The organism is Micropepsis pineolensis (assembly GCF_055392125.1).
This window is the reverse complement of the sequence record NZ_AP042408.1, coordinates 3,331,707-3,346,513: the sequence shown is the minus strand read 5'-3', so window position 1 is coordinate 3,346,513 and position 14,807 is coordinate 3,331,707. Positions and strand designations below refer to the sequence as shown.

The following is a 14,807-nucleotide window of genomic DNA, read 5'->3' as shown; positions in this document are numbered from 1 at the left end:
CTTACAAGAGCTCAGGCGTATAGTCGTATTTTACTCTTCGTCTTCGTCGGCACCGACCATCGCGGTGAGCTTACCCTCGGCCAACTGCTTGGCGAGGTTAAGAATCGCACGGCGATGCTTGGGCGACTTGATCGCCGAATAGGCTTCCAGCAGCTCGGCGGCACCCGGCTCGTTGAGGCGAGCAATGTGCTGGGCAAAGAGCGAAGAATCCTTCGACTTGTCCAGATCGCCGATCAGATCGACGACGCCGCAGCGCAGGGCCTGGGCGATTTCGACCAGACGGGAGAAGCTGACGCGGTTAGCGCCATGCTCGTATTTCTGCACCTGTTGAAAGGTAATCCCGATCTGACGGGCAAGCTGTTCTTGCGACATGCCAAGCTCGCGGCGGCGCAGACGAATGCGCGAACCCAAAGCAATGTCGAGCGGATGGGGAGAATTTTCCTCGGTATAACTGGTCATACTCGTTCCTTCGTGTACGAATTGGCACTGCTACTGCAACTGTCACGCATTTCTATCGGGTGTGGGGACCCACGTGGACGGCCGTTGTGTCTCTATGAGCTGCAGACTTCTATACAATCCTGTTGCGAACGCATTCACATTTCGTGTTACAGGTTAATGATAGTCTAAACGCTATCCTTCACAACCTGTATATAGGGTCCGCAAAAGACCCGCCAAGTAAAAAAGTCAACCCATATTCTTCGTAGAGGCGAGAACTTTTACGGGTGTCCAACACGTGGTACGCGGCTTCGTTGTGAACTTATCATGCCGTGGGGTACCAAAATGCCTGACATTTTTGCCAAAGCTTGGCTATTTGAACAAGAAAAATGCAATTACTCGCCATTTTGGAACAGTGTCCCGGCGGCGCAATAACGCACTGTAATCCCTTTCACAAATGCGTGTTAGACGGGATTCTTGAATGGCGCACCCGTCATGACACGTATTGTACGGTCGTATTGGGCTTTCCTTCGTCATGGGCGACTCAACGCATCTGTGTAATAGAAAATTTCTGCCGCGTCGCGTCCGAATCCCATCATTTGGGCCGTTGACATAGATCGTTACAGTTGTGGCTTTTTCTTGTCATCACATGGCCAAAATAAGATCTGCAACATTATCGTGCGAAAACTATTTAAAACTTTGTCAGAGATACCTTGCGTAAATTTAGTGAATTCTGTTGCCTTGATTTCCGGTCCATTGGCATTGCACGTAGCAGATGTAGCCAAGGTTCACTTTTGTCCGGCGCTGAAATCGGGCCGCCCACGCACAGCCGCCATCCGGCGCGGCGTTTTGATGCTGCCGTTCAGGCTGTCATGGTGGCGCGATGCGGGCGGCATAAGCTTTTATCGCTTGACTTTTAAGCGCCTGCGCCGTTCAACCGCACTCCATCCGCGTAGGCTTGCGGATTCTACAGCTTACGAAGATTTACGTTGCCAGTCATGGCCGACATGCGGTAGGCGAGATTTTCCAGTTTCGCGCTACAGGCGGAAACGGCGACAGTTGGAAATTATAAGCAAAGCGAACCCCTTAAGATGAGCGAAAAGCTTCCCAAGCTGAAGCAGGCGGCCAATGCCTTTAAAGGTATGCCACTTGCGCTGCAGCGCGTTATCGTCACAGTTCTGATCGTCATCGGCGGTCTGATCGTCGGTTGGGTCGGCCGCGGTGTTCTGACCGGTCCGCCTTCGGATTCCACAACGGCTGTGGTCTATCAGATCGGTGCCGCCAACCAGCCCGGCGCTGTGACGCAGAGCTGGCAGTTGATTTGCCCCTCCGCCAAAGAAGCGGAGCGGTATTGTGAAATCGACCGCGAAGTCATTGATGACAAGAGCGGCCAGCGCATCGGCCGTCTGGCCATCATGACCGAGAAGGGCAAGAAGCAGCCGTCGCTGGTTCTGACTGTTCCGCTCGGTGTTCTGCTGCGTCCGGGCCTGGGCTTCCGCCTGGCGGGTGATGCAGTGAAGAATCTGCCCTTCGCCACCTGCGATGCCGGTGGTTGCAGCGCGGTGGTGCCCTTCGATGACAAGATGAAGGATTCCATGCTGTCAGCGCAGGATGCCGCCTTCGTCATCACGACGCCGCAGGACCGCAATGGTGTTGAGGTTCCGTTCTCGTTGAAGCGGTTCGCCGAAGTCTACAAGGCTTACAAGACTGGCGAAGCCAAGCGTGCAAATCTGTGGTGGAGGTTGTGGCTATGATTGCCAGGCATGTTCGTAATGGACTGATCGCCGGTTTCTCGGCGGCTCTCATGATGGTTGGCGCAGCGTCTGCTGCCCCGGCTGACGAGCAGCGCGCCCCGGAACCCTCGCTGAACAAGCAGATCGGTGACTGGACAGTGCAGTGCTTCCAGCAGGCTGGCGCTTCGACCTGCCGCATGAATGAAATGCTGGTCAACAAGAAGACCGGCATGCGGGTGCTGAGCGTCACGGTGCTGTATGTGCCCGAGCGTAAGAGCTCCTTCATTGAAGCTGTGGTGCCGCTTAATGTCGCGCTGCAGAGCGGCGTGACGATTTCGGCCGACACTTTCACCTCTGGCACGCTGCAATATAACATCTGCGTCCAGCAGGGGTGTCAGACTGTGTTGCCGGCCGATGGCAATGTGATCTCGTCGCTTGGCCGCGCCACCAAGGGTGCGGTTGAAGTGGTGGATTACACCAACGGCAAGAAGATCAAGATTGGTTTCCCGCTTGAAGGCTTCAATGAAGCCTATCAGACGGTGGTCTCCAATACCCGCGCGGCTGCGGGTGCTGCGGCGGCACCGGCTGCCAATTAAAGCGGCAGGATTTTGCTTAAGTATGGAAACGGCCTGGCGCTTCGCCGGGCCGTTTTTCTTTAAATTCTCGTTATAATGGCTAAACTCGCGCGGTTGTGTATAGGGCTTTGCGACAAACGCGACAAATATACGGAACGTTTGTCTGATATTTGCTAGCTGTATTAACGTATAAAGAGTTCTGACGACGGAATTTGCCAGCATACACCGTGCAAAGACCGACCGTAACTAGGGGCGCCCGTTCGCATGATGAAACACGATAGTCATTCCAACCGCTTGAAACAGGTCGGCGGTGCGCTGGGGCGCGCCGTAAAATCCACCGTTGCCGGTGCCAGGGCCTGGAGTGCCCGCCGCCTGCCGGGTGGCGAGGTAACCATGTGGGTTGTCCTCGGTATGGTCTGTCTGGGGCTTTTTGTCTGGGTGATGATGCCGGGCAGCCAGGATGGCCTGCTGGGTGGGCCGTCGGCCAATGCCGATCCGCAGCCCGTTGCGGTCGCCACCGCGCATCGGGGCGATATTGCGGTCACGTTAAGCGCGTTGGGTACGGTGACGCCGCTCGCCACCGCCACGGTCACCCCGCAGGTCAGCGGTCAGGTGATAAGCGTCAATTTCCGCGAAGGGCAGATGGTGCGTGCCGGTGATTTGCTGGCCATCATCGACCCGCGCAGCTATCAGGCGTCGCTAGGTCAGGCTAAGGGCACGCTCGCCAAGGATAAGGCGGCGCTGGCCAATGCGATGGTCGAATTAAAGCGCCAGCGCGCCTTATTCGCCGCCAAGGCCACCTCGCAGCAGGATCTGGATTCGGCTGAAGCCACCGCCAAACAGGATGCTGGCACCGTTAAGGCCGATGAAGCCGCCGTGCAGACGGCCGCGATTAACCTTGGCTTTACCCGGGTGATTTCGCCGATTACGGGCCGGATTGGTTTGCGCGGTGTTGATGTCGGAAACTATGTCAGCGCCGGTCAGTCCACCGGCATCGCCACGGTGACCCAGATGAACCCGATGTCGGTGCTGTTCTCGGTGCCGGAAGATACGCTGAGCCAGGTGGTTGCCCGGATGAACGCCGGGGCCAAGCTGCCGGTCGAAGCCTATGACCGTGCCATGAGCCAGAAAATTGCCACCGGCAGTCTGGATGCGGTCGACAGTCAGATCAGCACCACCACCGGTACGGTGAAGATGCGCGCATTGTTTGATAATGACGATGCGGCGCTGTTCCCCAATCAGTTCGTCAACATCAAATTACTGGTCGATACACTGCACAATCAGGTCATCGTGCCGGTCACCGCCATCATGCGCGGCTCGCAAGGGATCTATGTCTTTGTCGTCAAGGCGGATCATACCGTGGCGATGCGTACCGTGATCACTGGGGCGCAGGATGTCGACAATATCGCCATCGCCAAGGGGCTTAATCCCGGTGAAACCGTGGTGACCGATGGTGCCGACCGCTTAAGCGATGGTGTGACCGTTTCGATCCCGAGTGGGAAACAGGTCGCCGATGTTGCACCGGCGGAAAGCGCCGGCCCCGCCGCCGTGCGTGGGCCGGGGGGTAATCACGCCTTGTTCCGCAAGTTGACGCCGGAAGAGCGTGAAAAAGTCCATGCCATGAGCAAAGACGAACGCGACGCCTGGATGAAGGCCCATAAAGACGAACTCATGAAGCGCAAGGATCAGCCGCGTGGCCCTGGTGGGCGTGGTCCCGGTGGGCCGCCACCGATGTAAGTCGGTGGCTCGCGTCCGTTTGCTGTGTGCCTGACATAAGGCTTGGGAATCGATGAATCCTTCTGCGCCCTTTATTACCCGTCCGGTGGCGACCTCGCTGCTGATGGTTGCTATCATGCTGGCCGGCTTACTCGGTTACAGCTCGTTACCGCTGTCGGCCTTGCCCGAGGTGGATTACCCAACCATCCAGGTGCAGACCTTCCTGCCAGGGGCTGCCCCCGATGTGATGACCACCGCGGTCACCGCCCCGTTGGAGCGCCAGTTCGGCCAGATGCCGGGGCTCAAGCAGATGTCGTCGGTCTCCTCGGGTGGGGCCTCGATCATCACGCTGCAGTTTGATTTGTCGCTCAAACTCGACGTCGCCGAACAGGAAGTGCAGGCGGCGATCAATGCGGCCAACAATTCGCTACCGTCAACGCTGCCGGCGCCACCGGTCTATGCCAAGGTCAATCCGGCAGATGCGCCGATTCTGACCATCGCGATTCAGTCGAAGACCCTGCCGATGACGCAGGTCGAAGATCTGGCTGAAACCCGGGTGGCGCAGAAAATTTCCCAGGTCTCGGGGGTTGGTCTGGTCAGCATCAATGGTGCCCAGCGCCCGGCCGTGCGGGTGCGGGCCAATTTGCAGGCTCTGGCCGCCTATGGTCTGGCGATCGACGATTTACGCACGACGATCTCCAACGCCAACTCGAACGGTCCGAAGGGCAGCTTTGATGGCAAGGCGCGTTCCTACACCATTGAATCCAATGATCAGCTTGAACAGGCCACCGATTACAGCAAAATCATTGTCGCGTATAAAAATGGCAGTCCGGTCTATCTGAAAGACGTCGCCGATGTGGCGGAAGGGGCCGAGAATAATCAGCTGTCGAGCTGGAAAAACACCACCCCCGCCATTCTGATCAATATCAAGCGTCAGCCGGGGGCCAATGTCATCGGGGTTGCCGATGCGGTGAAGAGAATCCTGCCGCAGATTCAGCAGGGCTTGCCCGGCTCGGTCAAGATGGAGGTTATCAGCGACCGCACCAACACCATCCGTGCCTCGGTCGATGATGTGCAGTTCGAGCTGATCCTGTCGGTTGTGCTGGTTGTTCTGGTTATCTTCCTGTTCCTGCGTAACCTGTCGGCGACCATCATTCCTTCGTTGTCGGTGCCACTGTCGATCGTCGGCACCTATGCCGCAATGTATCTGCTGGGCTATTCGCTCAACAATTTGTCGCTGATGGCACTAACCATCGCCGCAGGGTTCGTGGTCGATGATGCCATCGTGATGATCGAGAATATCTCGCGCTATCTGGAAGCCGGGATGAAGCCGTTCGATGCCGCCATGAAAGGTGCGGGGGAAATCGGCTTCACCATCATGTCGCTGACCATTTCGCTGATCGCCGTGCTGATCCCGCTGCTGTTTATGGAGGAGGTGGTCGGTCGCCTGTTCCGCGAATTCGCCGTGACGCTGGCCATCACCATTCTGATTTCCGCCGTGGTGTCGCTGACCCTGGTGCCGATGCTGTGCGCCAAGTTGTTGCGCCACCGCCCCGCCAAAGCCGAAATGGGGCTGATTGCCCGCAAATCGGAAGAATATTATCAGATGATGGTGGACTGGTACGAGCGCAAGCTGATCTGGGTACTCGACCATCAGAAGTTGACGTTGCAGGTCTTCCTCGGCACCGTCGGGCTGACCGTGCTGCTGTATGTCTTTATCCCCAAGGGGTTCTTCCCGTTACAGGATACGGGCTTTATTCAGGGTTACACTCAGGCCGGGCCGACCATTTCGTTTGCCGAGATGGCGCGGCGGCAGGAAGCTGTCGCCACTGAGATCCTGAAAGATCCGGCGGTAGAAAGCGTTTCGTCCTTTATCGGCATCGACAGTACCAATGCCACCATCAACAATGGCCGCTTCTTCATCAATCTGAAGGATAAGAGCAAGCGTGATGGCGTGCGGACCATCGTCAAGCGTCTGGGTAAGGCGACAGCGAACATTCCGGACATGAAGCTGTTCCTGCAGCCGGTGCAGGATCTGTCGACCGATGCCACGGTCGGCCGCGGCCAGTATCAGTTTGTGCTTGAAGATGCCAGCACGGCAGTGCTGAACGAATGGGTGCCCAAGCTGATTGCGCAGTTGAAGAAACAACGAGCGCTGGCGCATGTTTCAACCAGCTTTGTTGATCAGGGCATGGGGGCCTCAATCGAGGTTGATCGGGATACCGCAGCCCGTTACGGCATCACCGCTGCGACCATCGACAATGTGCTGTACGATTCCTTTGGCCAGCGCATTATTTCGACCATCTTTACCCAGTCGAACCAGTATCGCGTGATTATGGAGGCCGATCCCAAGGTCAATAACACGCTTGAATCGCTGGAAAACATTTACATCCCGTCTTCGAGCAGCGGTCAGGTCCCCTTGTCGGCGATTGCGCGCATCACGGTCAAACCGATGCCGCTGGAAACCGATCATTTAAGCCAGTTCCCAGCAGCAATGATTTCCTTCGACGTCGCCGATGGCTATTCGCTTGGTGCGGCGGTCTCGGCGGTCAATAAAGCCGAAGACCAGGTTAATCTGCCGGCGAGCATTACCACCCAGTTCCAGGGATCGGCACTGGCTTTCCAGAGCACGCTGCTCAGCGAGTTGTTGCTGATTCTGGCGGCGTTGGGGGCGGTCTATATTGTGCTCGGCGTTTTGTATGAGAGCTATATTCACCCGCTTACCATTCTTTCGACCCTGCCGTCGGCGGGTGTCGGCGCACTGCTTTTGTTGATGATCACCGGGCATGATCTCAATGTGGTGTCGATCATCGGCATTATTTTGCTGATCGGTATCGTCAAGAAAAACGCCATCATGATGATCGACTTTGCGCTGGAGGCCGAACGGCACGAGGGTAAGTCGCCGCGGGATGCGATCTTCCAGGCGGCCCTGTTGCGTTTCCGCCCGATCATGATGACCACTGTGGCCGCGATGTTTGGTGCCCTGCCGCTGATGCTGGGTTCGGGCATGGGTTCAGAACTGCGCCATCCGCTCGGGCTGGCCATCGTTGGTGGTCTGGCGCTGAGCCAGATGCTGACCCTGTTCACCACGCCGGTGATCTACATCTATTTCGACCAGCTGATGCACACGTTCCGTGCACGGATGGGGTGGTCTGCTTCCGGTGCGTCCGACCAGACGGAAGGCTGATGCGATGAACATCTCGCGTATCTTCATCGAGCGGCCGGTTGCCACCACACTGCTTACCCTTGGTCTGGCGATTGCCGGTATTGTCGCCTATTTCCTGCTGCCGGTGGCGCCGCTGCCCAGTGTGGATATGCCGGTGGTGTTTGTGCAGGCTTCGCTGTCAGGGGCCAGTCCCGAGACGATGTCCTCATCGGTGACCACGCCGCTGGAGCGCCATCTCGGTTCGATCGCCGGGGTCGAGGAAATGACCTCGACCAGTTCGCAAGGTTCCTCGCGTATTGTGCTCGAGTTCAATCTCAAGCGTGATATTGACGGGGCAACCCGCGATGTGCAGGCGGCCATCAATGCCGCCCGCTCTGATCTGCCGTCATCGATGAAGGGCCTGCCGACCTATCGCAAGATCAATCCGTCGGACATGCCGGTGCTGATTCTGGCTTTGACCAGCGACAAGCTGACCCCCGGTCAGATGTATGATGTCGCCTCGACCGTGCTGCAGCAGAAGCTCAGTCAGGTCAAAGGTGTCGGTCAGGTTTCGGTTGGTGGTTCGTCGTTGCCTGCGGTGCGCGTCGATCTTAATCCGCATGCGTTATTTAAATACGGCATCGGTCTGGAAGACGTCCGCGCTGCGCTGTCTGCCGCCAATGCCAATGCACCCAAGGGGGCGATCTCGGTCGGTCCACAGCGGCTGCAGGTTTATGTCAACGATCAGGGCCGCAAAGCTGACGACTTCCGCGATCTTGTCATCGCCTATCGCAGCGGTGCAGCTGTGCGGCTGCGCGATGTCGCGCGGGTCTATGACGGGGTCGAGAATAATCAGAATTTTGGTATGGCCAATGGCAAGCCCGCCATTCTGGTCACACTGTATCGTCAGCCCGGTGCCAATATCATCGAGACCGTCAATGCGGTTAAAGCCGCGATGCCGCTGTTGAAAAAAGTGCTGCCGGCCTCGATTGACATCATCACCGCCAATGATCGTACCAGCTCGATTCAGGCTTCATTGCACGATGTCGAAACCACCATGCTGATCTCGGTCTGTCTGGTCATGCTGGTGGTGTTTTTGTTCCTGCGCAATGGCCGGGCGGCGTTGATCCCCTCAGTGGCGGTGCCGCTGTCGCTGATCGGCACCTTTGTGGTGATGTACTTCCTCGACTTCTCGCTCGACAATCTGTCGCTGATGGCGCTGACCGTGGCGACGGGCTTCGTGGTCGACGACGCCATTGTCATGCTGGAAAATATCACCCGCCATATCGAAAGCGGAATGAACCGGTTTCAGGCCACCTTATTGGGTGCCAAAGAGGTCGGCTTCACTGTAATCGCCATGAGCTTGTCGCTGATTGCGGTATTCCTGCCGCTGTTGCTGATGGGCGGGGTGGTCGGTCGCTTCTTTAAGGAATTTTCGATCACGATGGCGGCGGCCATTGCGATTTCACTGGTGATTTCGCTGACCACCACGCCGATGATGTGCGCGCATCTTAAGTTGCATAGTGCTGGTGATGGCAAGCAGAGCAAGCTGCTGATCTGGTCGGAACGGGCTTTTGACTGGTCACTGGGTTTTTATCGCCGCACACTGGAAGCGGTGCTGCGCCACCCGCTGGTGATTGCCTTTATACCACTGATCGCCTTTATCATGATCATCGTCATGTTTGTGATTATCCCCAAGGGCATGTTCCCGGCCGAAGATACTGGCCAGATCATGGGCAATATCCGGGGCGACCAGACGATTTCCTTCCAGGCCATGCAGGCCAAATATAAAACCTTTGCGGCCATCGTCTCATCCGATCCGGCGGTAATGACGGCGGTGGGCTCGATGAGCAGCGGCGGCGGAATGCGCGGTGGCGGTTCCAATTCCGGCGATTTGTTTATTCAGCTAAAGCCGTTATCGCAGCGGGGCCCCGGCCCGGCCAGCACCGATGATGTTGCCCGCAGACTGACCAAGCGCATGGCTTCGATTGAAGGTGTGCGGGTGCATCTGTTCAGCCCGGGTGACATGAAGTCCGGCGCGCGTTCCGGTAATGCCACCTATCAGTACACCATTCTGGGCGATACATTGAGCGAGCTCAATCAGTGGGTGCCCAAGATCACCAACGCGTTGCAGGACGTGCCCGAACTGGAGGACGTCAATTCTGATCGCGAGGCCGCAGGGCTTGAGCTCAAAATGACGGTCGACCGTGACACCGCCAAGCGACTGGGCATTGATTCCACACAAATCGACTCGACACTGTACGACGCCTTTGGTCAGCGTTCGGTTTCCACCATCTATAACGACACCAATCAGTATTCCGTGGTGATGGGGGTGATGCAGGAATTCTGGCAAAGCCCGGAAACCCTCAAAGAGTTGTATGTCAGCACCTCTGGTGGCACGGCGTCGGGGACGTCGTCCTCTGGCATGGCGTCCGGTACGGTGAGTACGTCGACAACAAGTTCGTCAACCACGTCAACGACATCGAGTAGCACATCGTCGGATAGTTCTGACAGCAGCACGGATGTGGTGCGCAATCAGCGTCAAAACGCACTGGTTTCCAGCTCGGGCAATGCTTCCAGCGGTGCCTCGGTCAGCACCTCGGTCGAAACTATGGTGCCGCTGTCGGCCTTCACCAAATTTGAATATGGCACGGCACCGCTGGCCGTCGCCCATCAGGGGCCGTTTGTTGCCACCACCTTCTCGTTCAATCTGCCACAGGGCAAATCGCTCAGCGATGCGGTCAAGGCGATTGATCGCGCCATGGCCAAGGTCCACGCGCCGATCACCATTCATGGTGAGTTTGCCGGTACCGCCCGCATGTTCCAGGATAATAACAGCAACACGCCGATGCTGATCCTGGCGGCAATTGCCACGGTCTACATCGTGCTGGGGATTCTTTATGAAAGTCTGGTCCACCCGATCACCATCCTGTCGACCATTCCGTCGGCGGGCGTCGGCGCGTTCATCGCGCTGCTGATCACCGGCACCCAGTTCGATCTGATGGGCATCATTGGCGTTATTCTGCTGATTGGTATCGTCAAGAAAAACGCCATCATGATGATCGACTTTGCCTTGATTGCCGAGCGCGAGGAGAATCTGTCCTCGCACGATGCCATCTTCAAAGCCTGTATGCTGCGCTTCCGCCCGATCATGATGACGACTTTTGCCGCCATTCTGGGCGCGCTGCCGCTGGCGGTTGGTTTCGGCTCCGGTTCGGAGATCCGCAAACCCCTGGGTATCGCCATTGTCGGCGGCCTGATCGTCAGTCAGGTGCTGACCCTCTACACCACGCCGGTGATGTATCTCTATCTCGACCGCTTCCGTCTGTTTTCCAAACGGCAGTGGAACCGGCTTTATGGCCGCCTGCTCGGCGAGGCGTAAGGCTTGCTATACCTATAACTTCGAGGTATTATACCTTGAAGTTATAGGTATGCGGCGATGGTGAAAACGCCAAATCCCCATTTCATGGCCGGGGTACCAGAACTGCTGATCCTGCAGCTGCTGCAGGGGCATGAGATGTATGGCTATGAAATTGTACAGGCCATTCACAGCCGCAGCGGCGAAGTGGTGTCGGTCGGCGAGGGGGTAGTCTATCCTGTATTACATGCGCTTGAGCAGGATGGCGCCTTAAGTGCCCACCGCCGCACAGTTGGGGGCCGCAGTCGGGTATATTACCGCCTGACTGCCAGGGGTGAGAAACGCCTGAGCGCTTTGCGGCAAAACTGGTTGTCGCTTGCCGGGGCTATTAGTACGGTTTTGGGGGTGCGCTATGCCCCATCGGTTTGAAGCAATGTCCCAGCGCTTGTTGGTGGCGGGGATCGCGCCACGTCATGTCCGCCGCTATGTTCGAGAACTGCAAGATCATCTGGCTGATGGGGTATCGGCTGCACAGCAAGCCGGGCATTCCCTGTCTCAGGCGCAAAACATCGCGCGTATCCAGCTTGGCAGTGATGATGCATTAACCGCTGCCATGCTGGTGCAGCCCGCACTGCGTTCTTATATGGTGCGTTGGCCTTGGGCGATCCTTGGTATTCTGCCCGTTATCTGTGTACTGATTATTATTCTTATCCTGCCGTGTATGCTTGGCTTTACGGTAAGCCATCTGCCCGCCATGCAGGTTCCGGGCTGGGTCGCCACCGCGGTGGCGGGCTATGTCTGGCTGGTCAATACGGTTGGCGGGCTGTCGGTTGTTGCGCTTTTTGGCTGGATGGCGCGCCGTCAGCATTGCAGTGGTTATTGGGCTGCATTGGGACTGTCACTGGCGGCCTTGTGTGGGGCCGCACTGACTGTGTCGATGAGCCTTCCTGTGGGGGGCATGCAGGGTGGATTTGTGTCCTTGTCCAGCCCGCTTGGTCCCCATGGTGAAACGCTGCACGGCATTGCCGGGGCACCCATGAGTTTGGCGCGTCTGGTGCTGGGCCTGCTGATCGGATTGGGTATGTTATGGGGCAGGCGCGCGTGTCGGGTCCTGGCTTCAGACTAACCGTCTGCAATACGGCGCCGCGGCTGCGCAGCGCGGTGCTTGTCGTTGGCGTACATATTGGTTTTATTGCGGCATTTCTCTGCTACACGCCACCAATGCTTCGCGCCGCACCGCCGCCATCAGCGGCCCTTCGCGTTGTGGCTATTCCGATGATTGTTTTGATGCGGCCTGCGTCGGTGGGGCGTGCCCCGGATGCCTATGGCTGGCTAAGGCAGCAAGCGATTGCATCACCCATAACCACAGAAAATCACGCTGGGGCGTTAGGGGGCAGCGTGTTTGGCTGCCTGCCGGAGCGGCTCAGTCGCCTGTCTGCCGAAGATCGGGCCGCTTGCATCAAACGGCTGGGCTGGACAAAAGCGGCCGGTTCAATGGCGCAGGCCCGGCAAAGTGCGCAGGATTCTTTGTGGCAGGCTGAAAAGGTCGCCCGTGACCGTCCGGTGCAGCTGCCGTGTACCGGTACGGGCGGTGATGGGCCGCCGCGTACCCTTGCCACCCCGGCAGCGCCGCCCCCGTCAGCGGGGACCGCGGCGGTGGTATCGATTAATCCAATCTGTGTCCTAAGCCGGTTACGCGGATTGTTGGAGTAAAAATATTTCCCAAAACAAGACACGGCTCTTGAAAGCCGCTTTAGGCGTACCCAAATCAAACTCTGTCGGAATGCCCTGGTGGGTTTCGACAAATGATGAAGGTTCCGGCCTTAAGTGGCGGGACGACACACAAACGCTCTTGAAGGAGGTTTGACTATGCGTACATTTGATTTCTCTCCGCTTTTCCGCTCGACCGTTGGTTTTGACCGTCTGTTTGATTTGATGGATTCGGTCCCAGATCAGGCGCAAAGCTATCCACCCTATAATATCGAACGTGTCGACGAGACCCATTACTGCATCACGCTGGCAGTGGCCGGTTTCGCCGAAAAGGATTTACAGGCTGAAGTGCGCGATGGTGTGCTGACCGTGATCGGTAAGCGCGAGCCCAGTGAGGAGGCCAAATTCCTCTATCAGGGCATCGCCGGGCGCAGTTTCGAACGCCGCTTCCAGCTTGCCGAGTATGTCGAGGTGCGCAATGCCGCGCTTGAAAACGGTCTTCTGCATATCGATCTGGAGCGCGTGATTCCTGAAGAAAAGAAGCCGCGTCAGATTCTGATCAATGCGTCGCAAGACGGGGCCAAAGTGCTTGAGGCCGCTCACGCCTGATAGCGTAGGGTTTGTTGCGATAAATTCGGGAAAAGCCGGAAACACAAAGCGTTTCCGGCTTTTCCTTTTCGTACATCCTGCTATTTTCCGGTAGAGTTTTTGGCGCATACACCATGCCCAGCTGGCAAAGTTCGCTGTTCGAGCATTTTTCCCGCCTGTCCAAGCCGCAATGCGACGAGGCGGTGATCGGCCTGGCTGAAATCCGCCGTCAGTATGATTATCTGACCGCGCGCTTCGGGCCGGCCCCGGCAGGGTGCGCCTTTGAACCGGGGCGTTTCGGGCCGATCAAGGGGGAGTGGACGCGGTGGGGCAATGCCTCCTCTGGCCGTCTGGTGCTGTATTTCCATGGCGGCGGCTATGTTGCCGGTTCGCCGGAAAGTAATCGCCCGCTGGTGGCCCGTCTGGCCCAGGCGGTCGAGGCACCAATTTTTTCCCCGGCCTATCGGCTGGCGCCCGAGCATGTTTTCCCGGCAGCGGTGCGCGACGGGCTCGACCTTTATCGCCATTGTCTGGACCATGGCATCAGTCCTGCCACCATTGCGCTGGCGGGCAGTGGTTCCGGCGGCGGGCTGGCGCTGGCCGTTCTGGTGGCCATTCGCAATGCCGGGCTGCCGATGCCGGCGGCGCTGGTTGCGATGTCGCCCTGGGCCGACATGACCTTGTCGAGCTGGTCGATCCTGAAAAATGCCGGGAACGACGCCCTGTTATCCTGGAACATGCTGTTTGTCAGCGCCCGGACCTATCTGAAAAAAAATAATCCGGCTGATTCGTACGCCTCGCCGCTGTTTGCCAGCTTCAAGGACTTTCCACCGCTGATGATCCATGCCGGCAGTCAGGAAATCCTGCGTGACGATGCCGCGCGGATCGGCGATAAAGCCGCTGAGGCCGGTGTACCGGTCAGTATTGAGATCTATGACGGCATGCCACATTTATTTCAGGCCAGTACCTATGCGCCCGAAGCCAAGGTAAGCCTGCAACGTTTGGGGCAGTTTATCCGCAGCCGCATTCAGACCGCCGTCATGGCGGCAGGGAGCCCGTGATGAAGCATTTTTGTGCCGCGCTGTTGACCGGTTTGATGATGAGCCTGCTGGTTCTGACCGGGGCGGCGGCCAGGGATCTGCCTGCGGGTGGGCTTACCAGTGCCAAATTGGCCGACTGGCTGCAGAAGTCGGGCTATCAGGCACAGGTCGGCAGCACCGAGGATGGCACGCAGTATGTCAAAAGTGCTGCCGAGGGGCTGAATTTCGGCATTTTCCTCTATGGCTGCGCCAAGGCGCGCTGTACCTCGATGCAGTTTGTCACCAGTTTTGCCGGAAGCGGTAAAAGCCCGCCGGCCGCCAATGATTGGAATCGCAATTTCCGCTGGGTGCGGGCCTATATCGACGGCGACAAGGATCTGATTTTCGATTTCGATGTCGATCTGTCCCCCGGCGTAACCTATGAAGGCTTGGCCGATCTGCTCGATATCTGGTGTAAATCGATTCCGGATATGCGCCGCGCTGCGCGCTAAATCTGAATCTGGCGTT

Annotated in this window: 12 protein-coding genes; 11 read left to right on the top strand and 1 reads right to left on the bottom strand. The window is 57.7% G+C overall.

Annotation, left to right across the window (positions count from 1 at the left end; genetic code table 11):
* Nucleotides 1-30: 30 nt before the first annotated feature.
* Complete coding sequence (locus tag ACZ5RI_RS14840; protein ID WP_464513982.1) at nt 31-459, bottom strand: helix-turn-helix domain-containing protein; 429 nt, start codon at nt 457-459, stop codon at nt 31-33.
* Between the two features lie 1,067 nt (nt 460-1,526).
* Between ACZ5RI_RS14840 and ACZ5RI_RS14835 the strand changes: the two genes are divergently transcribed.
* The 11 genes from ACZ5RI_RS14835 to ACZ5RI_RS14785 all read left to right on the top strand — a co-directional run bounded on the left by ACZ5RI_RS14835 (nt 1,527) and on the right by ACZ5RI_RS14785 (nt 14,791).
* Complete coding sequence (locus ACZ5RI_RS14835) at nt 1,527-2,189, top strand: invasion associated locus B family protein (protein WP_464513981.1); 663 nt, start codon at nt 1,527-1,529, stop codon at nt 2,187-2,189.
* Nucleotides 2,186-2,764 (top strand): invasion associated locus B family protein, encoded by a 579-nt coding sequence (locus ACZ5RI_RS14830; RefSeq protein WP_464513980.1) that lies wholly within the window; start codon nt 2,186-2,188, stop codon nt 2,762-2,764. The genes ACZ5RI_RS14835 and ACZ5RI_RS14830 overlap by 4 nt, the downstream gene beginning before the upstream one ends.
* Before the next feature lie 243 nt (nt 2,765-3,007).
* The gene (locus ACZ5RI_RS14825; RefSeq protein ID WP_464513979.1) at nt 3,008-4,480 is read left to right on the top strand and encodes an efflux RND transporter periplasmic adaptor subunit; all 1,473 of its coding nucleotides are present in this window, start codon (nt 3,008-3,010) and stop codon (nt 4,478-4,480) included.
* A 52-nt stretch (nt 4,481-4,532) separates the two neighbouring features.
* Nucleotides 4,533-7,646 (top strand): multidrug efflux RND transporter permease subunit, encoded by a 3,114-nt coding sequence (locus ACZ5RI_RS14820; RefSeq protein WP_464513978.1) that lies wholly within the window; start codon nt 4,533-4,535, stop codon nt 7,644-7,646.
* A 4-nt stretch (nt 7,647-7,650) separates the two neighbouring features.
* Nucleotides 7,651-10,986 carry an efflux RND transporter permease subunit gene (locus ACZ5RI_RS14815; RefSeq protein WP_464513977.1) on the top strand — a complete coding sequence of 1,112 codons (3,336 nt, stop codon included), beginning with the start codon at nt 7,651-7,653 and terminating at the stop codon, nt 10,984-10,986.
* Nucleotides 10,987-11,043: 57 nt separating this feature from the next.
* Nucleotides 11,044-11,391 (top strand): PadR family transcriptional regulator, encoded by a 348-nt coding sequence (locus ACZ5RI_RS14810; RefSeq protein ID WP_464513976.1) that lies wholly within the window; start codon nt 11,044-11,046, stop codon nt 11,389-11,391.
* Nucleotides 11,375-12,088, top strand: coding sequence for a hypothetical protein (locus ACZ5RI_RS14805; protein WP_464513975.1), 714 nt, complete (start codon nt 11,375-11,377; stop codon nt 12,086-12,088). Before ACZ5RI_RS14810 ends, ACZ5RI_RS14805 begins: the two co-directional genes overlap by 17 nt.
* Before the next feature lie 149 nt (nt 12,089-12,237).
* Nucleotides 12,238-12,675, top strand: coding sequence for a hypothetical protein (locus ACZ5RI_RS14800; RefSeq protein ID WP_464513974.1), 438 nt, complete (start codon nt 12,238-12,240; stop codon nt 12,673-12,675).
* 156 nt (nt 12,676-12,831) lie between these two features.
* Nucleotides 12,832-13,281, top strand: coding sequence for an Hsp20 family protein (locus tag ACZ5RI_RS14795; protein ID WP_464513973.1), 450 nt, complete (start codon nt 12,832-12,834; stop codon nt 13,279-13,281).
* Nucleotides 13,282-13,394: 113 nt separating this feature from the next.
* A complete protein-coding gene (locus tag ACZ5RI_RS14790; RefSeq protein ID WP_464513972.1) occupies nt 13,395-14,321 on the top strand; it encodes an alpha/beta hydrolase in 927 nt (308 codons plus the stop codon).
* Complete coding sequence (locus ACZ5RI_RS14785; RefSeq protein WP_464513971.1) at nt 14,321-14,791, top strand: YbjN domain-containing protein; 471 nt, start codon at nt 14,321-14,323, stop codon at nt 14,789-14,791. Before ACZ5RI_RS14790 ends, ACZ5RI_RS14785 begins: the two co-directional genes overlap by 1 nt.
* Nucleotides 14,792-14,807: the final 16 nt, after the last annotated feature.